At 70.6% G+C, this 20,463-nt stretch carries 19 protein-coding genes and 3 pseudogenes; 7 read left to right on the top strand and 15 right to left on the bottom strand.

What is annotated here, in order from left to right:
• Window positions 1–24: 24 nt before the first annotated feature.
• On the bottom strand, window positions 25–774 hold the full coding sequence (locus ACFYTE_RS08305) for a GntR family transcriptional regulator (protein WP_388706805.1): 750 nt from the start codon (window positions 772–774) through the stop codon (window positions 25–27).
• Window positions 775–891: 117 nt separating this feature from the next.
• On the opposite strand from ACFYTE_RS08305, the gene ACFYTE_RS08300 reads away from it, so the two are divergent.
• The 3 genes and pseudogenes from ACFYTE_RS08300 to ACFYTE_RS08290 form a co-directional block, all read left to right on the top strand.
• The gene (locus ACFYTE_RS08300; RefSeq protein WP_388706540.1) at window positions 892–1,932 is read left to right on the top strand and encodes a Gfo/Idh/MocA family oxidoreductase; all 1,041 of its coding nucleotides are present in this window, start codon (window positions 892–894) and stop codon (window positions 1,930–1,932) included.
• Window positions 1,933–2,286: 354 nt separating this feature from the next.
• Window positions 2,287–3,306, top strand: a complete 1,020-nt coding sequence (locus tag ACFYTE_RS08295) for a DUF4331 family protein (protein ID WP_388706538.1) — start codon at window positions 2,287–2,289, stop codon at window positions 3,304–3,306.
• Window positions 3,303–3,641, top strand: a pseudogene (locus ACFYTE_RS08290) (methyltransferase domain-containing protein); the annotation flags it as partial. The gene ACFYTE_RS08295 and the pseudogene ACFYTE_RS08290, both read left to right, overlap by 4 nt.
• A gap of 60 nt (window positions 3,642–3,701) precedes the next feature.
• Here the strand turns inward: ACFYTE_RS08290 and ACFYTE_RS08285 are convergent.
• The 5 genes and pseudogenes from ACFYTE_RS08285 to ACFYTE_RS08265 all read right to left on the bottom strand — a co-directional run.
• A pseudogene (locus ACFYTE_RS08285) lies at window positions 3,702–3,974 on the bottom strand (DUF4291 family protein); the annotation flags it as partial.
• A gap of 148 nt (window positions 3,975–4,122) precedes the next feature.
• Window positions 4,123–5,295 (bottom strand): hypothetical protein, encoded by a 1,173-nt coding sequence (locus tag ACFYTE_RS08280; protein ID WP_388706535.1) that lies wholly within the window; start codon window positions 5,293–5,295, stop codon window positions 4,123–4,125.
• Between the two features lie 338 nt (window positions 5,296–5,633).
• Window positions 5,634–6,020 carry a ribonuclease domain-containing protein gene (locus ACFYTE_RS08275; RefSeq protein WP_388706532.1) on the bottom strand — a complete coding sequence of 129 codons (387 nt, stop codon included), beginning with the start codon at window positions 6,018–6,020 and terminating at the stop codon, window positions 5,634–5,636.
• 103 nt (window positions 6,021–6,123) lie between these two features.
• On the bottom strand, window positions 6,124–6,744 hold the full coding sequence (locus ACFYTE_RS08270) for a dihydrofolate reductase family protein (protein ID WP_388706529.1): 621 nt from the start codon (window positions 6,742–6,744) through the stop codon (window positions 6,124–6,126).
• A gap of 73 nt (window positions 6,745–6,817) precedes the next feature.
• Window positions 6,818–7,630, bottom strand: a complete 813-nt coding sequence (locus ACFYTE_RS08265; RefSeq protein WP_388706526.1) for an AIM24 family protein — start codon at window positions 7,628–7,630, stop codon at window positions 6,818–6,820.
• A 100-nt stretch (window positions 7,631–7,730) separates the two neighbouring features.
• Between ACFYTE_RS08265 and ACFYTE_RS08260 the strand changes: the two are divergent.
• Window positions 7,731–7,961 (top strand): annotated as a pseudogene (locus ACFYTE_RS08260) (SDR family NAD(P)-dependent oxidoreductase); the annotation flags it as partial.
• Window positions 7,962–8,288: 327 nt separating this feature from the next.
• Here the strand turns inward: ACFYTE_RS08260 and alc are convergent.
• Entirely contained in the window at window positions 8,289–9,413 is a 1,125-nt protein-coding gene (gene alc / locus ACFYTE_RS08255; protein WP_388706523.1) for an allantoicase, read from the bottom strand.
• Between the two features lie 53 nt (window positions 9,414–9,466).
• Window positions 9,467–10,807: an allantoinase AllB gene (gene allB / locus ACFYTE_RS08250; protein WP_388706520.1), complete on the bottom strand. Its 1,341-nt coding sequence runs from the start codon at window positions 10,805–10,807 to the stop codon at window positions 9,467–9,469.
• A 268-nt stretch (window positions 10,808–11,075) separates the two neighbouring features.
• Here allB and ACFYTE_RS08245 point away from each other — a divergent pair, with 268 nt between their 5' ends.
• A complete protein-coding gene (locus tag ACFYTE_RS08245) occupies window positions 11,076–11,867 on the top strand; it encodes an IclR family transcriptional regulator (RefSeq protein WP_388706517.1) in 792 nt (263 codons plus the stop codon).
• A 245-nt stretch (window positions 11,868–12,112) separates the two neighbouring features.
• Here the strand turns inward: ACFYTE_RS08245 and ACFYTE_RS08240 are convergent, their stop codons facing one another.
• Window positions 12,113–12,397: a DUF5955 family protein gene (locus tag ACFYTE_RS08240; RefSeq protein WP_388706802.1), complete on the bottom strand. Its 285-nt coding sequence runs from the start codon at window positions 12,395–12,397 to the stop codon at window positions 12,113–12,115.
• Window positions 12,398–12,609: 212 nt separating this feature from the next.
• Between ACFYTE_RS08240 and ACFYTE_RS08235 the strand changes: the two genes are divergently transcribed.
• Both ACFYTE_RS08235 and aceB read left to right on the top strand, forming a co-directional pair.
• On the top strand, window positions 12,610–13,218 hold the full coding sequence (locus ACFYTE_RS08235; protein WP_388706514.1) for an NTP transferase domain-containing protein: 609 nt from the start codon (window positions 12,610–12,612) through the stop codon (window positions 13,216–13,218).
• Window positions 13,219–13,418: 200 nt separating this feature from the next.
• Complete coding sequence (gene aceB / locus ACFYTE_RS08230; RefSeq protein ID WP_388706511.1) at window positions 13,419–15,044, top strand: malate synthase A; 1,626 nt, start codon at window positions 13,419–13,421, stop codon at window positions 15,042–15,044.
• A gap of 50 nt (window positions 15,045–15,094) precedes the next feature.
• Here aceB and ACFYTE_RS08225 read toward each other — a convergent pair whose 3' ends face one another.
• The 6 genes from ACFYTE_RS08225 to ACFYTE_RS08200 form a co-directional block, all read right to left on the bottom strand.
• Window positions 15,095–15,364: a SelT/SelW/SelH family protein gene (locus ACFYTE_RS08225; protein ID WP_388706509.1), complete on the bottom strand. Its 270-nt coding sequence runs from the start codon at window positions 15,362–15,364 to the stop codon at window positions 15,095–15,097.
• A complete protein-coding gene (locus tag ACFYTE_RS08220) occupies window positions 15,361–16,314 on the bottom strand; it encodes a HipA family kinase (RefSeq protein ID WP_388706506.1) in 954 nt (317 codons plus the stop codon). Before ACFYTE_RS08220 ends, ACFYTE_RS08225 begins: the two co-directional genes overlap by 4 nt.
• A gap of 113 nt (window positions 16,315–16,427) precedes the next feature.
• A complete protein-coding gene (locus ACFYTE_RS08215; protein WP_388706503.1) occupies window positions 16,428–16,886 on the bottom strand; it encodes a RidA family protein in 459 nt (152 codons plus the stop codon).
• 49 nt (window positions 16,887–16,935) lie between these two features.
• On the bottom strand, window positions 16,936–18,585 hold the full coding sequence (locus ACFYTE_RS08210) for a M24 family metallopeptidase (protein WP_388706500.1): 1,650 nt from the start codon (window positions 18,583–18,585) through the stop codon (window positions 16,936–16,938).
• A 50-nt stretch (window positions 18,586–18,635) separates the two neighbouring features.
• Entirely contained in the window at window positions 18,636–19,415 is a 780-nt protein-coding gene (locus ACFYTE_RS08205; protein ID WP_388706497.1) for an ABC transporter ATP-binding protein, read from the bottom strand.
• A 19-nt stretch (window positions 19,416–19,434) separates the two neighbouring features.
• A complete protein-coding gene (locus ACFYTE_RS08200; RefSeq protein WP_388706494.1) occupies window positions 19,435–20,460 on the bottom strand; it encodes an ABC transporter substrate-binding protein in 1,026 nt (341 codons plus the stop codon).
• Between the last annotated feature and the right edge of the window lie 3 nt (window positions 20,461–20,463).

Raw genomic sequence — 20,463 nt, 5'->3', positions numbered from 1 at the left:
CCGTAGGAGCGGTACGTCGGCCCGTCAGGGGCGTACGAGCAGCTGGAACTCGAAGGAGTAGCGGGACGGGCGGTAGATGTGGTCGCCGAACTCGACCGCGCGTCCGGTGTCGTCGAAGGTGGTGCGCTGCATGGTGAGCAGCGGGGCGCCCTCGGCCTCGCCGAGCCGCTCCGCCTCGGCCGCCGCGGCGCCCCGGGCCCCGATGGACTGCCGGGCGCTGTGCAGGGTGATCCCGGCGGCGCGCATCAGCCGGTACAGGCCCGTGGCCTCCAGCTGGGCGGTGTCCAGGTCGAGCAGGCCGGGCGGCAGATGGTTGACCAGGTACGCCATCGGCTCGCCGTGGGCCAGCCGCAGCCGCTCGATGCGCTGCACCTCGCTGCCCTCGGCCACCCCGAGCGCCGCCGCCACCTCGGCGGACGCCGCGACGACGGTGTTGACGACGACGGAGGTCGCGGGCCGCTGGCCGGCCGCCTCCAGATCGTCGTAGAGGCTGCTCAGCTCCAGCGGGCGTTTGACCTGGCTGTGCACGACCTGGGTGCCGACCCCGCGGCGGCGCACGAGCAGCCCCTTGTCGACGAGGGACTGGATGGCCTGGCGGACGGTGGGACGGGACAGGCCGAGCCGTCCGGCCAGCTCGATCTCGTTGCCGAGCAGGCTGCCGGGCGTGAGCGCTCCGTGCTCGATCGCCGCCTCCAGCTGTTGGGACAGCTGGAAGTACAACGGGACCGGCGAACTGCGGTCCACGCTGAGATCGAGCGCTGCGGTCGGGTCCACTTCTGGTTTCGGCACGGGCCGAGCGTAGCTCCGTGGCCGGTTGACGGGAAGTCGTGAGGTTCGGTTGTCCGGACATACGGATTGACAGCGCCCGGGGTCGGCCCTCAGTTTGATTCCATGCGCATCGGGGTCATCGGTACGGGCCGCATCGGCACCATCCATGCGAACACGCTCAGCCGTCATCGCGAGGTCGGTTCGCTGATCCTCACGGACGCGGACCCGGCGCGGGCCCAGGATCTGGCGCACCGTCTGGGCGAGACGGCGGCACCCGGAGTGGACGAGATCTTCACGTGGGGAGTGGACGCCGTGGTGATCACCACGGCGACCTCGGCCCACGCCGAACTGATCGGCCGCGCGGCCCGCTCCGCGCTGCCCGTCTTCTGCGAGAAGCCCATCGCCCTCGACCTGCCGGGCACACTGCACGCGCTCGCGGAGGTCGACGCGGCCGGCACGGCCTTGCAGATGGGCTTCCAGCGGCGGTTCGACGCGGGGTACGCCGGCGCGCGGGAGGCCGTGCGCTCACGGCGGCTCGGGCGGCTGCACACGGTGCGGGCCATGACCGCCGACCAGTCCCCTCCCCCGCCCGAGTGGCTGCCGCTGTCGGGCGGGCTGTTCCGGGACACCCTGATCCACGATTTCGACGCGCTGCGCTGGGTGACCGGACGCGAGGTGGTCGATGTGTATGCGACCGGGTCGGACGCCGGTCCCGCGATGTTCCGGGAGGCCGGCGACGTCGACACGGGGGCTGCCGTGCTCACGCTGGACGACGGCACGCTGGCCACGGCGACGGCGACCCGGCTGAACGGCGCGGGCTACGACGTCCGGATGGAGCTGGCCGGGGAGCTGGACACGGTCGTGGTGGGGCTGGACGACCGTACGCCCGTCGCCTCGATTGAGCCGACCGGGCCGCCGCCCGCCGACAAGCCCTGGGCGGGGTTCCTGGAGCGGTTCGGCCCCGCCTACGAGGCCGAGCTGTGTGCCTTCGTCGAGGTGGTGCGCGGCGAACGGGCCAATCCCTGCGACGGGCACGAGGCGCTGCAGGCGCTGCGCATCGCCGAGGCGTGCGAGGTGTCCCGGCGGGAGCGGCGGCCGGTGCGGCTGGCGGAGATCGAGGGCGGCGGCGAGGCCCGGGTCACTCCCCGGGCGCCCGTGTGGTGAGGTGCGAGGGCCCCTGCGCGGCACGGGGTCTATGCGGGCATCGCCCTGATCGTGTTCGCGTTCGCCCTGTTCGCGGCGGCGGAGCAGCAGGGGTGGGACTGAGCCGCGACCGGCGGGCCGCGGAGGGGCGCCTCGGAGACGGGCGCCGCAGAAGCGGGCCGTACCCCTACTCGCAGACCGCAGCTTTCTCTCGGTGGCCCATTCGAGGGCTGTTTGACGGCGGCACTTTCCCTATCGCCGGCCGGACTGGTCCGTCGGGCTAGCGTGGCCGCACCGCCCCGCTACGTCACGAGCTGTCACATGGCCGTGGCGCTCTGGCGGTTTCCCAGCGAGCGAGCAGAGGAAGCGCCCGATATGTCCAATCACTTCACCGGCCTCAGCCTTGGGCCACCGCTCGGCGACCAGCGCCTCGATCTGTGCGACCTCTACGCCTTCCAAGCCCCCGGCGACCCGAGCAGGACCGTTCTCATCCTCAACGCCAATCCCAACGCCGATGCCCTGCACCCCGACGCCGTATACCGGCTGAACATCGACAACGACGGCGACTATCTGCCCGACATCGCCTTCAGCTGGGTCTTCAGCCCGCCGGCAGCCGACGGCTCCCAGACCTACAGCGTCTTGATGGCAACCGGTACGGAGTCCCGCAGCCCCGAGGCGGTCGGCACCAAGATCGTGTCGGACGCCGCCGTCTCCTTCGGCCCCCAGGCCAACGTGGTCGACAGCGGCGCCTACAAGGTGGCCGCCGGCAGCCGCAGCGACGCCTTCTTCTTCGACTTCGACGGCATCAAGAACCTGTTCGACACCAGCGGCAAACGGAACTTCACCGCCCCGCATCTGGGCGGGCAGTCCCCGTGGACCGGCGTCGACTCCAACGTCACGGCCAACGTCTTCTCCATGGCCATCGAACTGCCGACCGCGGAGCTGGCGCCCAAGCCCGAACTGCACATCTGGGGCCGGTGCAGTGTCCTGCGCGACGGCGAACTCGTCCACGCGGACCGGGCCGGACACCCGTCGGTGAGCAGCTTCTTCAACACCGACGACACGAAGGAGGAGTACAACGCCGGCGAGCCGGTCAACGACCGTGCCAGATGGACGGACCAGTTCGTCCACCTGCTGGGCCACACCGGCGGCTACACGCCCGAGGAGGCGACCACCGCGCTCGACGAGCACGGCATCCTGCCGGACGTGCTGCACTTCGACCCCGCCAAGCCGGCCGCGTACCCCAACGGCCGGACGTTCACTGAAGACGTCATCGACATCCGCGTCGCGTTCCTCACCAAGAACGAGGCACCGCCCACCGGTCTGACACCGCACACCGACACCCTGGACCGCTTCCCGTACCTCGGCGACCCGCACCCGGCGGCGGCCTCCTGAAGGTTCCGGCAGGGAGCGCTCCGGCCGAGGCGAATGGCTACGGCAGGTTCGCCGAGGCGTACTCGGCGGACAACGAGAACAGCCTCGTGAACGGGTACTACGAGCGGCCCGCGATGCCGGCCCTCGCCGGAGACGTGGCCGGCCGTCGGCTCCCGGACGCCGGCCGCGGCTCGGGCCCCCTGTCCGCCGCACTGCGCGACCACGGTGCCGTCGTCACCGGCATCGACGCCGGCGCCAAGATGCCGGCGCCGACCAGGCGGCGACTGGGGGACGACGTGCCCCTGCACATGGTCGACCTGAGCGGCCGTCTGCCGTTCGCCGACGGCGCGTTCGACGGTGCTGGACTTCGGACTGATGCGGGAGGTCAGTCGATTCCCCGCCTCGAACGGTCCGGCTCATTGGCTCAGGTGAGCCAGGATGCCGTGCTTCACGGGGTAGGGGCGTTCACGGGGCAGGAGTTGCCGCGCGGCGTCCAGGTCGCCGACCTGTATGTGGGCGTGGATCGTGTGGGCGAGCGGGGTGATGTCGGTGATGGAGGTGATCCACTCGTCGGCGTAGAGGCGCGCGGCTTCGCCGGCGAGGCCGAGCTGGAGCGACCGGTGAGGAAGCGGCTGAAGACGCAGGTCGCGCTCGGCGTCCCACTGCACCCGGGCCGGAGCCCGCCTAATGCTGATGCCGCCACGCATGGCCTGCGGCAGCGGGTGAGGGTGCGGAGGTGCCGGTCGGGAGAGGGCACCGGTCGGACTCGGGTGCGACGCGCCGGTGCTGGGGACCGGCTGCGTCGCCATGGTGGGGGTCAGCCCATGTCGGGAGCCCTCACCGCTGGGCGCCGGAGCGGGGCACGACCGTCAGCGGACCGGACTCGACGGTGCGCGACGTCCCGTCGGCCCACGTGCCGGTGACCTGGACGGTCACCGTGTCGGTGAGGTACTTGCCCAAGAGGTGGAACCGCGGCCTGGTCGCGCCCGCCACCGGCTCGCCGTTCACGAGCCACTGGTAGCCGAACTTCGCATCCGGGGTCCACTTGCCCGGGTCGGCCGTCACATACCCGCCGACCTTCGGCGAGCCCTTGATGACCGGCGTGCCCGGCGCCTTCAGCCGGTAGTGATAGAAGGTGACGTTGCTGGGGCCGTTCGGATCAGGCTGCTCCCGGTTGAGGATGTTGAGGGTCAGACCGTCCGGTGTCTCCAGGAACGACAGGCCTTCGACCTCTTGGTCGTAGGGAACCTTGAGATCGAAGAGCACCTGGACCTCGCCGGTCGTCAGGTTGGCGCGGGAAATGTTCTTCTCCGCGTCGTCCGAGGCGAAGTACATCCAGCCGTCATGGATCTTGCCGCCCTGGGCCTGGTCGACCGTCTGCGACAGCGGGATGTATCGGTTGAACGTCCAGTCGCGCAGGTTGTAGACGGCGATTTCCGTCGCGTTGTCATAGGCCATGCCGTAGGCGAGGCCCTTGCGCGCGTCGACGGCCACCCAGCTTGCGATGTCCTTCACGCCGTGCGGCGGGTTCAGGGCAGCGGCCTGGCCGGTGAAGTTCAGACCGGCGGCGTTGTAGACGGCGAACACCGGTGTGTCGTAACGGCTGCCGGTCACCGAATCGCGCGTGCTGCTGTCGAGCGAGATGTAGAGCTTGCCGTTGGCGTAGTCGATGTCGCCTATGTGGTTCAGGCCCTTGTAGGCGAGCGGCGAAGGGTTGGCCAGTGCGGACGGAATGGCCGGCGAGCTTTTGAAGATCGTGTGGTAGCGCATGTCCGTGATCTCCAGCCCGTTGGTGCTGGAGAAGTACCAGTGAGTGCCGTCGGTGGTGACGCCCTGGTTGCGCGAGTTCTCGGCCTCGCCGGTGAACACGTCCTTGCCGATGAACTGCCATGTCTCGACCGCCTGCGCGGGTGCCGCCGCCACGGGTGCCGCCAGAGCGGGTGCCGCCACCGCGGCCGCGCCGGCCAGGGCGAGTCCGGCGATGAAAGTCCTTCTGGTGGAACGTCCCATGATGACTCCATGTGGTCCGCCGGCGGACGACCCGTGTCCGCCGTGTCGGCCTAAGTCCTACGAGGGCGAGTTTGCGCCACTGCGGCGGCAGTATGACCGCGCGCTTAACCTCGATTCGCCGGCGGTCGTGAGTGCATGAGTGGGCTGCTGGTTCGCCCTGTTTGTCCTACGCGATGCGGGGCGGGACCTTCGCGACGGTCGGGTCGGCTGTCAGAGGACGTACGCAGGCTACGCAACGACCTCACGCCTGCTCGGGAACGCGGGGGCTGGAGGCCCGGCCGGGCAGAGGGCTGGACCTCCAGCAGGTCGCACCGTTCCTCGGACCGCTCGGCGGGGCCTCAGCAGTCGAAGTCGACGAGGTCGAACCTGACGTAGTGGTCGGAGGTGTAGTAGTCCTCCTGATACTCCTCACCCGTGACGATGCGGCGCGCACCGCGCGTGGAGGAGCCAGGGGTCTTCACGGTGTACTCGTGGTAGTAGCCAGTGGGGTGGCTCGGCAGGATGCCTTCCCGGTTCTGGAAGACGCTGCCGTCCTGCGAGTACGGGAACGGGCCGCCCTGCTCGATCAGTTCGAGCGTGTCGTACGCCTGGGAGGGCAGGTCGCTGTAGCAGATGCTGCCGACCGCTGCCGCCGCCGGGGTGGCGGTGACGGTGCCGCCGACGAGGAGGGCGGAGAGTACGGCGGCCGCGGCGCCGATGCGAGTGATGCGTGGGGGGAATCTCATGCCCTCATGATGACGCGCGTAGAGCGTGGCATGTCAATGACAACTCGGCAGAACTTCCCGCCGAGTCCGATGAATTAGCGGGAAGTTAACCTGGCGCCCGGCCCTACTCCGGCAGTGCGTACGAGCCGTACTCGGGGCGGCCCGCGGCGTCGTACGTCTGGATCGAGACGCCGGCGGCCGTGACGCGCCCGGCGCTGCGGCGGAAGGCGGTCGGGGTGGCACCCGCCGTGAACAGACGGTGGCCCGCGCCCAGGACGACCGGGAAGGTCAGCAGGTGGACGGTGTCCACCAGGCCGAGGTCCAGCAGGGAGCGGACGAGGGCGCCGCTGCCGTGCACCTGGAGTTCGCCGTCCGTCCGCTCCTTGAGGGCGGTGACCTCCTTGGCGAGGTCGCCGCGTACCACGCTGGTGCCGGACCAGCCGGGCGCGTCCAGGGTCGCGGAGGCGACGTACTTCGGCAGGGAGTTCAGCCGGGACGCGATCGGGTCGGCGGGGTCGGTCACCCGCGGCCAGTGCCCGGCGAAGATGTCGTAGGTGCGGCGGCCGAGGAGGAAGGCACCGGCGCGGTCGAAGACCTCGGAGATGAACCCGGCGAAGCCCGCGTCGCCGTAGGGAACGGTCCAGCCGCCCTGGGTGAAGCCGCCGCGCGTGTCCTCGCGCGGGGTGCCGGGTGCCTGGTAGACGCCGTCGAGGCTGACGAAGAGGGTGGAGACGAGCTTGCCCATGGCGGGTTCCTGCTTCCTGGTGCGGGCTCTGCGGTCAGCACTGAGACCCCGCGCGCCCCCGTAACTCATCGCCTCACCCGGTGCGCGTCGAGAACAGCCCGCCCGTCGGTCCCTGCTTGTCGCCGCCCTGAGCCTTCTTCAGGGCGTTGGCAAGACTCTCGATGGTCAGGGACTGAAGGATGACGCGTCCGCTGCCCTCCAGGGTGGCCAGCGACAGCCCTTCGCCGCCGAAGACCGCGTTCATGATCCCCTCGCGGTTGAGGCCGCCGACGCGCTGGACTCCGTACCGGATGCCCTCCTCGAAGGCGACGACACAGCCCGTGTCGACCTCGATGCGACCGCCGAAGTCGGCCGGGTCGAGGTCGATGAAGTTGCCCGCGCCGGCGATGATCACCGTGCCGTGCCCGGTGAACTTCTCCAGGATGAAGCCCTCGCCGCCGCTCATGCCGGTCCGGCCGCCCTGGAAGGCGATCCCGAACTCGACGGTGGACTCGGCGGCCACGAAGGCGTCCTTCTCCGCGAACCACGCGCGTGTGCCGTCCAGTTCGAGGGCCCGCATCTCGCCGGGCAGCACGCCCGCGAAGCCGACGGTGCCCGCGTCGCCCTGCGCGGTGAAGTACTGGAAGGCCAGCGACTCGCCGGCGAGGGCGCGCTGGCCGACCTGCATGGCCGTGCCCATCGCCTGGCGCAGCAGGCCGCCCATGCCGCCTGCGCCGCCCTGCTGCTGTCCGCCGTCGCCCGACGGGCCCGACAGGCGGGTCTCCATGGTCACGTTCGCCGTCTTGAAGAGGAACTTCCCCGCCTCGCAGTAAACGGTCTGGCCGGGCCGCAGGTTGACGACCACCATCTGCATGGCGTTGCCGACGATCTCTTGCTGAAGGGTCACGAGGGGAGAACGCGGGACGGGGAGGGAAGAGTTCCGGCCACCCGGAGTCGATGTCCGTTCGCCGCCGGTGCGGCGCCGCGGCGCCCGCTGGGATGGACGCATGACGACTCAGGGAACAGCCCGGGAAACGGCCCGGGGAACTCTTCACGGCAAGGCGGCCCTGGTGACCGGCGGCGGCCGGGGCATCGGCGCGGCGACGGTCCTGCGGCTCGCCCGGGACGGCGCGGACGTCGCGCTCACCTATGTGCACGGCAAGGAGGCGGCCGAGAACGTCGTGCGGGCGGTCGAGGCACTGGGACGGCGCGCGGTGGCGCTGCGTGCGGACGCCGCGGCGCGTACGCCTCGCGGCACCCCTGCAGCACCGACTGCGCCGTCGACGGCGGCCACACCGCGTAAACCTCCGGCGGCGCGGCGGCATCGGCGGGCCGGCACCGCGCCCGCACCGCACCACCCCGCGAACGCGCCACCGTACACACCCCGGAGACGCTGCGCCCCAACCACCACCCAGAAACCCCAGCCGAACGAGACCGCCGCCGCCCCTCCACACAAGCCCGGACACGGCCTACATCACAGGCACCGAGTGCGCCGTCGACGTCGGCCATGCCGCGTCAGCTTCTTGTGGTTCGGGCGTTGTCTCGCGCCCGCGCTGTTGTCGGGGTCAGCTGCTCAGTTCCTGGTGGCGGGCCGTCAGGCGGGTCGCGCCCTCGGTGGTCAGGGAGCCGTACAGGCGCAGCCGCGAGATGCCGCCGTCCGGGTAGATGTCCACGCGCGCGTGCGTGCCGACGGCCGGTTCCGGCAGGACGAAGCGGTGGTTCGTGTCCGGCTGGAGGCGGGTGCGCGGGACGATCTCGGTCCACTCGTCACCCTCGCCGCCCTCGCCGTCCCGCACGGACACCGACGCCCAGCCTGCGCTGTTGCCCTTCAGGCAGGCGGTGTCGATCTCGACCGCGCGGACCGCGGCCTGGGCGGCGAGCCGGTAGCGGATCCAGTCATGGCCCCGGTCGCGGCGGCGGCGCGTCTCCCAGCCGTCGTCCATCGTGCGGGAGCGGCCCGGCTGGATGGTGTGGGTGGCGGGCGAGTAGAAGCGGTCGGAGGCATCCTCGACCCGGCCACCGTTCTCCAGGGCGACCACGTCGAAGGTGCCGAGCACGGCGAGCCACGCGGGATCGGGCACGACCTCGCCGTACACGCGCAGGCGCGCGATGCCGCCGTCGGGATGCTGGTTGACCCGCAGGTGTGTGAACCGCTGTCCGACACCGACCTCGAAGCCGTTGGCCGCGTGGCCGCCGACGGGGGTGCGCGGCACCAGCGTCGTCCACTTCACGTCGTCGGACAGCAGCGCCTCGGGCGACGGGGCGCCGGGCACGCAGGCGCCCTCGATGGACACGGCCTGCGGATGGTTGCCGCGGAAGTGGGCGGTGTCGACGACGATGCCCCGCACCACGCCGGGCGCGCCGAGCCGGACCAGCGCCCAGTCGTGGTCCTCGGCGGTGGGCCAGGGGTGGCCGGCGGAGCCGCCACGGCGCCGGCGTGTCTCCCAGCCGTCCATGATCTTGCCCTTGTGCCCGAAGCGCTCGGGGTCGAACTCGGCGCGCTCGGGCAGCAGCAGGTTCTCCCGCTGGGCGAAGAACTCGTCGTTGGCGGCGATGACAGCGGCGCCGAGCCGGCGGTCGGCGAGGTCGGCGTGGTGGGTGAAGGGGAAGTCGGCGGTGCGGTAGTCCGCGTACGGGTCACCGCCTCCGTAGGGGATCGCGTCGCCGGTGAAGCTGGGCATCGCCGTCACGGTGATCAGGAGTTCCTTTCGGGAGTCGGCCGCTGCGGGTGCGCGGGGGCGGCTCAGGGGGTACGGCTCAGCAGGTGGCCCTTCGGCCCGGCGAACTCCCCGTCGGCTGCGATGCGTTCACCGCGCAGCCAGGTGGACTTCACGACGCCGTACAGGGTCTTGCCGGCGTACGCGGTGACCCGGTTGCGGTGCTGGAGGCGGGCCGGGTCGACGGTGAAGGTCTCGTCCGGGGCGAGAACGGCGAAGTCGGCGTCGCGGCCCGGGGCGATGGCACCCTTGCGCGCGTCGAGGCCGACGAGCGCGGCCGTGCGGGTCGACATCCAGCGCACGACGTCCGCCAGGTCGTGGCCGCGCCGTCGCGCCTCGGTCCAGACGGCGGCCAGGCTCAGCTGAAGGCCGGAGATGCCGCCCCAGGCGGTGGCGAAGTCGGCCGTCTTCAGGTCGGCGGTGGCGGGCGAGTGGTCGGTGACGACGCAGTCGATCGCGCCGTCGGCCAGCGCCTGCCAGAGCAGGTCCCGGTTGGCGGACTCGCGGATGGGCGGGCAGCACTTGAACTCGCTGGCTCCGTCGGGGACTTCCTCGGCGGTCAGGGTGAGGTAGTGCGGGCAGGTCTCCACGGTGATGCGTACCCCGTCGGCGCGGGCGGCGGCGATCAGCGGCAGCGCGTCGCTCGACGACAGATGGAGCACATGCACGCGCGCGTCGAGCCGTCCGGCCAGTGCGATCAGCTGCGCGATGGCCGTGTCCTCGGCGTCGCGCGGCCGGGAGGCGAGGAAGTCGGCGTATCTGGGGCCGCCGCGCTGCGGGGCGGCGGCGAGCCGGTGCGGGTCCTCGGCGTGCACGACCAGCAGACCGTCGTAGGAGGCGATCTCGGCGAGCGTCCGGACGAGCCCTTCCTGGTCGAGGTGCGGAAACTCGTCCACGCCGGACGGCGACAGGAACGCCTTGAAGCCGAAGACCCCGGCCTCGTGCAGCGGGCGCAGGTCCTTGACGTTGCCGGGCAGGGCGCCGCCCCAGAAGCCGACGTCCACGTGGGCCTTGCCGGCGGCGACGGCCCGCTTGGTGCGGAGGTGGTCGACCGTGGTGGTCGGCGGGAGGGAGTTGAGCGGCATGTCCACGAGGGTGGTGACGCCGCCGGCCGCCGCCGCGCGCGTGGCGGTCCAAAAGCCCTCCCATTCGGTGCGGCCGGGGTCGTTGACGTGCACATGGGTGTCGACCAGGCCGGGCAGCAGGACGTGATCGCCGACGTCTTCCAGGCGGGCTCCCTCGGCCACGGGCGCGTCGTGCGGCAGTACGGCCGTGATCGTCCCGGCGGAGACGGCGACCGAGGCGGCCCGCGTCCCCTCCGGGGTGATGACGCGCGTCGAGCGAAGCACCAGTTCGGCGTCGGACACCCGGGCCCCTCTCTGCCGCCGCTCACTTCCAGGAAACGCGATGTACACCCACGTAACGGAATTCAACGATCTGTTGAAGGAGTCTTCACTCCCGCTCCGCCGACGTCAAGAGGCACACTGCCCGACGGACCCTCCGGGCACCCACCCTGGACGTTTCCACAAAGTGGAATTAGGATTCCGTCTAGCAGAACGTGACTCCGCACAAGCGGGGAGTCAACCGGCCGCCGGGTAGGCTTCTGCCCTTCCCGCCAGTCGAAAGGAACGCGCCGTGCCGCCGTCCAGCGCCAACAGCACCGACTCCGCCAAGTCCGCCGGCGGTGGGGTCCAGTCCCTGGAGCGCGCCTTCGACCTGCTGGAGCGGATGGCGGACGCCGGCGGCGAGGTCGGCCTGAGCGAGTTGTCCACGAGCAGCGGGCTGCCGCTGCCGACCATCCACCGGCTCATGCGCACGCTCGTGTCCTGCGGGTACGTCCGCCAGCAGGCGAATCGCCGGTACGCGCTCGGTCCGCGCCTGATCCGGCTCGGCGAGTCCGCCTCCCGGCTGCTCGGCACCTGGGCCCGCCCCTATCTGGCCCGTCTGGTCGAGGAGACCGGCGAGACGGCGAACATGGCGCTGCTGGACGGGGACGAGGTCGTGTACGTGGCGCAGGTGCCGTCCAAGCACTCGATGCGCATGTTCACCGAGGTCGGCCGGCGCGTGCTGCCGCACTCCACGGGGGTGGGCAAGGCGCTGCTCGCGGACGTGCCCGACGACGAGGTGCGCGCGCTGCTGTCCCGCACCGGCATGCCCGCGGCCACGGAGAAGACCATCACCACGCCGGACGGCTTCCTGGCCGCGCTGGCGGACGTGCGCCGGCTCGGCTACGCGATCGACGACAACGAGCAGGAGGTCGGCGTCCGCTGCCTCGCGGTCTCGGTGCCCGGCTCCCCCACGGCCGCCGCCCTCTCGATCTCCGGTCCGGCGGGCCGGGTCACCGAATCGGCGACGGAGAGGATCGTGCCGGTGCTCCAGCAAGTGGCAACGGAACTGTCCCGCTCCCTGGCCAGCGCCGGTTCCTGACGACGGCGACGGCGACGGCGACGGCGACGGCGACGGCGACGGCGACGGCGACGGCGACGGCCCGGAACGACATCCAAGCAGGTCGGGCGACATGCGGTTCGACAGCGCCCTGAAGGGGCGCGGGGAACTGCGCGACCAGCCACGAGGGCGCCGAAGACGGACGCGCAACGGACCGGTGCCACCGGCGGGCGCCGAGCGAGCGGGACGGCGCCGGTACCAGCGGCCCGGCCCAGCCGGCGGAGCCGCTACGCCTGGGGTTCCCCGAACAGGTCCACCGCCGCGCGTACCTCCGCAAGGCCCCTCGACAGGGCGCTGACCGAGCCGATCGCGCCCGCGATCAGGAGCAGGGAGCGGCGCAGGCGCGGGATCTCCGGGTTGCCGTCGGAGATCATCGCGGCCAGGGCCGCCAGTTCGTCCTCGGCTATCGCGCGGTCCCGGAACTCGGCCGGATGCGCGGCGAGTTCCCGCCGCAGCCGGGAGACCGCGGTCCGCAGCCCCGTCACTCTCGGGTCCTCGTCGCTGCCGGTCACCGGCATCGGCCCCAAACTCCGCAACACGGCCCTCCCCCTCACACGTCGCGCGGCGCACCCCTCGCCGTCCAAGCCCGGCACCCGCGGCGCTGATCGGACGCCGGGGGACGCGGGCCAGTAAACGCCACCCGCCGCGTGCCGCGCCACTGCGCGGACCGAAATTCAGTCCCAGGACACCGGCTACTCCACCCCGCTTCAGGTATGCAGGACCTATGACGGACAACCAGGGCAACGGGACACAGGTCGCCGGGCTGCTGCTCGCCGCGGGCGGCGGACGGCGGCTCGGCGGCCGGCCCAAGGCACTGCTGGAGCACCGGGGCAGACCGCTGGTGGAGCACGCGGTCGCGGTGCTGCGCGCGGCCGGCTGCGTACGCGTCCACGTGGTCCTCGGCGCCGCCGCGGCGACCGTGCGGGAGCGGGCCGACCTCGGCGGCTGCGTGCTCGTGGACAACCCGGACTGGGCCGCCGGCATGGGTTCCTCGCTGCGGGCCGGGCTGGACTCGCTCGCGGGCACGGACACCCGGTCGGCCCTCGTCTCGCTGGTCGACCAGCCGGGCATCGGGCCCGAGGCGGCGGCCCGGGTGCGCGCCGCCTACCGGGGCGAGGCGTCCCTCGTGTCGGCGGCCTACGCGGGCGTGCGCGGCCATCCCGTCCTGCTCGGCTCCGCCCACTGGCCGGGCATCGCCGCCGCCGCGACCGGGGACCGGGGCGCCCGCGCCTATCTGAAGGCGCACGAGGCGGCGATCACGCTCGTCGAGTGCGGGGACGTGGCGCGACCGTACGACATCGACACGGAGGCGGATCTGATCCACCTTGAGTGAGCGGCGTGGCACCGGGCGCCACCTTGCCTCGACGCACAGAATCTCGACGTCAGCAGTCCATTGAGCTTCCACGATGAGGAAACTAGTATCCACTGATCAGAACTGCCCCACTGCCCCCTGCCCCCTGCCCCCTGCTCCCTGCTCCACGAGCCCCCGGAACGACTGGCACCCGGTGCCACCGCTGAAGGAAGTGACAGCTCATGTCCGTACCAGCGCCGTCCCCGCTGGCCATCGTCGACGCCGAGCCGCTGCCCCGGCAGCCGGAGGTCCTCACCGACGCGGCGCTCGCCTTCGTGGCCGAGCTGCACCGGCGTTTCACGCCGCGCCGTGACCAGCTCCTCGCCCGCCGAGCGGAGCGCCGCGCCGAGATCGCCCGCACCTCCACGCTCGACTTCCTCCCGGAGACCGCCGCGATCCGCGCGGACGACACCTGGAAGGTGGCCCCGGCCCCCGCCGCCCTGAACGACCGCCGGGTCGAGATCACCGGCCCGACCGACCGCAAGATGACCATCAACGCGCTCAACTCCGGCGCCAGGGTGTGGCTCGCGGACTTCGAGGACGCCTCCTCGCCCACCTGGGAGAACGTCGTCCTCGGCCAGGCCAACCTGATCGACGCGTACACCCGGAACATCGACTTCACCGACCCGGGCAGCGGCAAGTCGTACGCCCTGCGCCCGGACGCCGAGCTGGCGACGGTCGTGATGCGCCCGCGCGGCTGGCATCTGAACGAGCGCCACCTGGTCGACGCCGACGGCACCCGGGTGCCGGGCGCCCTCGTCGACTTCGGCCTGTACTTCTTCCACAACGCACAGCGCCTGCTGGACCTCGGCAAGGGCCCGTACTTCTACCTCCCGAAGACGGAGTCACACCTGGAGGCCCGCCTCTGGAACGACGTGTTCGCATTCGCCCAGGACTACGTCGGCATTCCGCAGGGCACCGTCCGTGCCACCGTCCTGATCGAGACCATCACGGCCGCCTACGAGATGGAGGAGATCCTCTACGAACTCCGCGACCACGCCTCCGGGTTGAACGCGGGCCGCTGGGACTATCTGTTCTCGATCGTGAAGAACTTCCGGGACGGCGGGCCGAGGTTCGTGCTGCCGGACCGCAACGCCGTCACCATGACGGCCCCGTTCATGCGCGCGTACACCGAACTCCTCGTCCGCACCTGCCACAAGCGCGGCGCGCACGCGATCGGCGGCATGGCCGCGTTCATCCCGTCGCGCCGCGACGAGGCGGTCAACAAGGTCGCCTTCGAGAAGGTGAAAGCGGACAAGGACCGGGAGGCGCACGACGGTTTCGACGGCTCCTGGGTCGCCCACCCCGATCTGGTCCCGATCGCGATGGAGTCGTTCGACAAGGTGCTCGGCGACCGGCCGCACCAGAAGGACCGGCTGCGCGAAGACGTCCACGTCACGGCGGCCGACCTGATCGCCATCGACTCCCTCGACACCAGGCCGACCTACCCGGGCCTGGTCAACGCCGTTCAGGTCGGCATCCGTTACATCGAGGCATGGCTGCGCGGCCTGGGCGCGGTCGCCATCTTCAACCTCATGGAGGACGCGGCCACCGCCGAGATCTCCCGCTCCCAGATCTGGCAGTGGGTCGACGCGGGCGTCGAGTTCGAGAACGGCGAGAAGGCCACCCCCGAACTGGCCCGCAGGGTCGCCGCCGAGGAACTGGCGGACATCCGCGCCGAGATCGGCGAGGAGGCCTTCGCCGCCGGACACTGGCAGCAGGCGCACGACCTGCTGCTCCAGGTCGCCCTCGACGAGGACTACGCGGACTTCCTGACGCTGCCCGCGTACGAACGGCTGGCGGGCTGAAGCCGACCACGAACGGCCGGCGGGCCGAGGCCGGCCGCGGACGTCCGCCCTCAGCCGTCCGAGTGGCCCAGGGACCTGCCCGGGGCCACCCGGTCGCGCACGACCCGCTTCACGGCCGTCGGCTCGGGGAAGCCCTGCTCCCGCCGGTCCCACACGACCTCGTCGTTCACCCGGACGACGAAGACACCGCCCGTGCCCGGCTTCAGGGCCAGTTCCGTCAGCTCGGCCTCGAAGGTGGTGAGCAACTCCTGCGCCAGCCAGGCCGCGCGGGGCAGCCACCGGCACCGGGTGCAGTACTCGATCTCCACGCGCTGGGTCATCCCAGGTGCACCGACCAATCCTGTTCCGCCCCCGGTCTGCCATGCAGGTCGGGGACCCGCTTCAGCCACTTCGGGCGGCCTTCCTGGGTGCGTGCCGCCCGCAGGGCCTCCTCGGCGGCGCGTTCCTCCCCGGTGGGGAAGTCCGTGGGGACCCAGGCCGACGACGCCCGCACGCGCGCGTGCAGATAGTCGACGTACGCCTGCCGGACCGCGTCCGGTGTCGCGAAGCCGGGCTCCCCGGCCAGCCACGCGTCCGGTACCGCCGCCGCGACCTCGCGCAGCAGGTCCCGCGTCACCCGGGGCGCCAACTCGGCGTCGGCCGCGCGGACGTCCGGCGCCGCGGACGTCCCCGCCGCCCCGGCGGGGCCCGGGACGCGGACGCGGCCGAGGGCGTGGTGCCGGAAGTCGTACGCCTTCGCGGGGTCCGCGCCGTCCCAGCGGTGGTGGAAGACGAGGGCCGCGCCGTGGTCGATCAGCCACAGCCGCGGCGGCGCGATGCCGAGGGTCGGCCAGATCATCAGGTTGGAGCTGTGCACCGTGCGGTCGACGTTGACGGTCAGCGCGTCGAGCCAGACGACCCGGCCCGCCTCCACCGGGTCCACGGCGAAGGTCCGCGCCACCTCGGGAGTGAAGTCCCGCGCGCCCGGCAGAAGGTCCATGCCGAGGTTGACACCGGCGCTGGCGCCGTGGAGGTCACGCACCTCCTGGTGCGGCTCGTGCGCGGCGATCTGGGGGTCGAAACGCACCAGGACCAGTTCGGGGAAGCGCAGTCCGAGGGCGCGCGCCAGCTCGCCCACGATCACCTCGGCGACCAGCGCCTTGCGCCCCTGCGCCGAGCCGGTGAACTTCACGACGTACGTCCCGAGATCGTCGGCCTCGACGATCCCGGGCACGGAGCCGCCCTCGCGCAGCGGCGCGATATAACGGGTCGCAGTGACCTCACGCAACATTTTCCCCAGGCTACACGCCCTTTCGCCCTTCCCATCCACGAGCGGCCTGGACCGCCATGACCTGGATCAAGGACCTCACACGGCCGGCCCTTGATCGCAGGCACCTATGTTTCCTAGCTGCGGATGGCGACCGTGGCGTCGAGTTCCACCAGCGCACCTTGAGGCAGCACGTGGGCCGGCAAGGCGGTTCGAGCGTGCCGGCCCGCGTCCCCAAGGACGTCGAGCAACAGCTGCGACGCCCCGTCGATCACCGACGGCTGGTCCACGAAGGTCGGTGAACTCAAGGCCCAGGCATTGAGCTTCAGTATGCGCACATTGTCGAGGCCGACCGCGTCATCTATCCGCGCCAGGAGGTTGAGCGCAGCGGTTCTCGCGGCGGTCACTCCGTCGGCCAGGGTGGCGCTGTCTCCCAGGCGGCCCCGCAGGATCTCGCCGGAGGCCGTCCGGGAGATCTGGCCGGACACATAGAGCACATCGCCCCATCGAGCGGTCGCCTCGTACGCGTAGCGGGGCGCCCCGAGCACCGGCAGCTCGATGGAGAGCGCCCTGAGGCGCTCCTGCACGTCAGTCATGTTGCATCCCGGTTCACGATTTGGCCGTTGGGCGTGGGCAGTTCAGCCGTCATCGCATGCTCAGGACGTAGGTACGGTCACGTCCGATGTACCAGAGGTCCTCGGTGCCGATTGCCGCGTTCTCGTAGCGCCAAGGTATCTCGGCGGCGCCGTACGAACCGACCTTGAGGACGTGCTTGTAGCCGGGCCGGAGTTCGTTGGCGAACGACTCCTGCTTACCCATGAGGTGGCCGACGTTGCGCTTGCGGTACTCCGTGTTGAAGTCGACGTCCGTCCCCAGCATCCCGATCTGGACCATCCGGTCCAGGTGCGGTGCCAGGTAGCGCAAGGTTCCCTCATGCACGTCCTCGCACACCACGCCGGGCTTGAGCTGCCCGATGATGCCCTCACGCACCACGTCGAAGAAGAAGTTGTACGCCTCCTTCGCGGCTGCGGTGCGGGGCAGCGAACGGGCCATGTCGGAGGTGGCGACGTTGACCCCGTCGAACACGATGCGCACTCCGGCGTCGAGCTGGATGCAAGTCGTCTCGTCGTTGATCGGGTAGTCGACCGGCGGGCCAGGGAAAAGCATCCGGTTCGACGAGTGGAGGTTGGTGAAGTACGGCTCGATGCCGAAGGGGATCTCGTTCACCGTGCGGAACTCGGCGATCTTCTTGAGGTACACCGCGTTGATGTCCAGCTCGGTGAACGAGCGGCCGGCGTCGAGGCCCTGCTCCGCCCAGGCCAGCGCCTCCTCGATGGCGAACACGCTCGCCCGGGCCGCGACGACCTGGAAGGCGAGGTCCTCGTGGTCGCGGATGTCGCGCCAGTGGCCGAGGTCGGTCGAGACCGGAACCAGTTCCGCTCCCTCGCGCTCAAGCTCGCGGGCCAGGCCGACGCTGATCCACTCGTCCTCGACCCCGGTCCGTACGCCGCCGGCCAGTGCTCGGACGGCGGCGCCGATGGACGGGAACCGGCCGACGGCCGCCCCGGAGACACCCGAGGTTCCCTCGGGCGCCAGCACGATCAGCCTGTCCGAACCGGCCAGCCACAGGCCGACCGCGCCCTCCGGCTGCGCGAACCCGGTCGCCTCGGTGAAGTTGGGCGGCGCCGCGAGGAGCAGCGCGTCGAGGGAGCGGTCCCCGACGAGCGTTTTCAGCGCCGAGAACCGGCTGTCCTCGCCGGTGGTGAACTCGTCCGCCAGGCCGGAGAGGTGTTCGATGTCCTTGATGAGCCGTCGCGCGGTGTCGACGCCCGTCTCGCGCCACGCCGCGAACCTCGCCACGACCTCATCGAGGTCGAGCTCGTATGCGGTCACGGGGGTGGGGTCCTGGTCGGCGACGACGAGTTCGACGGAGCCGGACAGCGTGCGGTAGTGGCTGTAGACGACGTCGGCGGCGAGGCTCACCGCAGCGCCGTCGGCGAGTTCCTGCACCAGGCTCGTCAAAGACTCCGAGACGGGCGTGTCGGCGACGACTCGGGGGTCGATCGTGACCCAGGGGGCATAGAACCTGATCTGGTCCTTCGGGACTCCGGCGGAGAGGGCGTTGCCCTGCTCCTGTTGGCGCACGAGCAGACACTGGCCCTTGTCGGTCCGTGCGATCAACGGTGCGACGAACGGGTAGGAGTCGAGGCGAATCGCGGAGAACAGGAGGCTCTTACGTGCGTTGAGTCCGTAGGTTTCCTCGACCTGCGAGGCATCTGCGCTGAGGCTCAGCATGGGGGCTCCTATGATGTCGATGTGGGTGTCGGCGTCCGGGCCGACGGTGGTCAGCTGATTCCGGTCATGACTCCGATGTGGGATTCGATTTCCGTTGTGTAGTCGGAGAAAGCCGCGGAGAACCGGTGCTCTTTGCCCCGGGGCCGTGGGAAGTCGATCGCGATGTCGGCGACGATCCGGCCCGGGCGGTCGCCGACGACGACCACCCGGTCGCCGAGCCAGACCGCCTCGGAGATGCTGTGGGTCACGAACAGGACGCTGCACCCCGTGGTCTGCCAGATGCGCTGGATCTCGAAGTTCATCGAATCGCGGGTCATGGCGTCGAGCGCGCCGAAGGGCTCGTCCATGAGCAGCAGTTCGGGGTGGGAGACCAGCGCGCGGCAGATGGCCACCCGTTGCTGCATCCCGCCGCTCAGCTCGTAGGAGTAGTGCTTGGCCTTGTTGCCCAGCCCCACCATCTCAAGCAGTTCCTGGGCGTAGCGGCGTGATGCGTCGGTGCGGGCGCCGCGGAACTCCAGGGGCAGGAGCACGTTGTCGATGTTGTTGCGCCACGGCAGGAGCACAGGGCTCTGGAACACCATGGCGATGTCCTCGATCCCTTCCTGGATCGGCCGCCCTTTGACCAGGATTTCGCCCTCGGTGGGCTCCTGCAGGCCGGAGATCGTCTTGAGCAGCGTGGTCTTGCCGCTGCCCGACTGTCCGACGATCGAGACGAACTGTCCCGGCTTCACATGGAAGTCCAGGCCCTTGAGCACCGTGTTTTCTTGGCCGTCCCGTGATCGGTAGGTCTTTTCCACGTTGTTGACCGAGATGGCGTACTCGTTGTTCATGTGATTCTCCGTCCGGCCGTCACGGCGCCTGGATTTTCTCGTTGGCGTGCAGCGGCTCCAGGTAGGAGTTGCTGTACACGTCCTTGGGCGTGAGATTGGCCTCCGGGTTCAGGCCGAGGAACCGACTGGCGACGTCGATCGATTTCTGGACGCCGGCGTCGTCCATGACGCCGAACTGGTTCGCCGACTTACCGGTGCCCCAGTTGAGACCGCACTGCGCGCGGATCGCGAGGGTGATGGTCTTGGTCTCGTAGCCCGAGACCTCTTTCTGGAAATCACTCGCGGCGTCGGCCGGGTGCTGGCAGGCCCACAGGAAGCCCTTCTGCATCGCCCGGTTGAACCGCCGCACCTGGTCGGGATCTTTTTTGAGCTTCTCGTCGGAGACGACGATCCCGTTGCCGTAGAGGTTGATGCCCAGGTCGGACCACTTCAGCACGACTGCCTTCCGGCCGAGTGCGTCAATGGCCGGCTGGTCGGAGACGTACAGGGCGAGGTTGGCGTCCCACTGCCCGGCCAGCAGCCCGGGGATCTTCGATGCGCTTGAGGCGGAAACGACGTTGACATCGCCCTCCTTGAGCCCCAGTTTGCTCATCGCGAACGGCCACATCGCGGTCATCGCACCGCCGCCCTCGGTGGCGACCGTCTTGCCCCGCAGGTCGGCCCATCCCTTGATTCCGCTGCCTGCGAGGCCGACGACCGCGTAGGCGGACCTGGCCTGCAGGAGGTTGACCTGCTTGACTTTGACGCCCCTGCCCTGAGCCGTGACCGTGGCGCCGAAGTCCGCCCAGCCGACGTCGACCTTGCCGGTGACGACGGAGGTGACCGTGTTGGTCGAACCGGACCCGGGCATGACCGTGAGGTCGATGCCCTCCGCCTTGAAGAAGCCCCGCTCGACGGCCGAGAAGAACGGCGCGTGCTTCGGCAGGTACCCCACGTCGAGCATGAGGGTCATCGAGTTCTTCCCGCTGTTGCTCGCGCAGCCCGAAACGGACAGGAGGAGCACCGCCCCGCCGATCGCGGCGATCCGGCGAATCGAGTTACGCATCGA

This window comes from Streptomyces sp. NPDC004629 (genome assembly GCF_042873595.1).
Taxonomy (GTDB): Bacteria; Actinomycetota; Actinomycetes; order Streptomycetales; family Streptomycetaceae; genus Streptomyces.
Note: the sequence above shows the minus strand (reverse complement) of the source record. Positions and strands in the feature narration are given on the sequence as shown.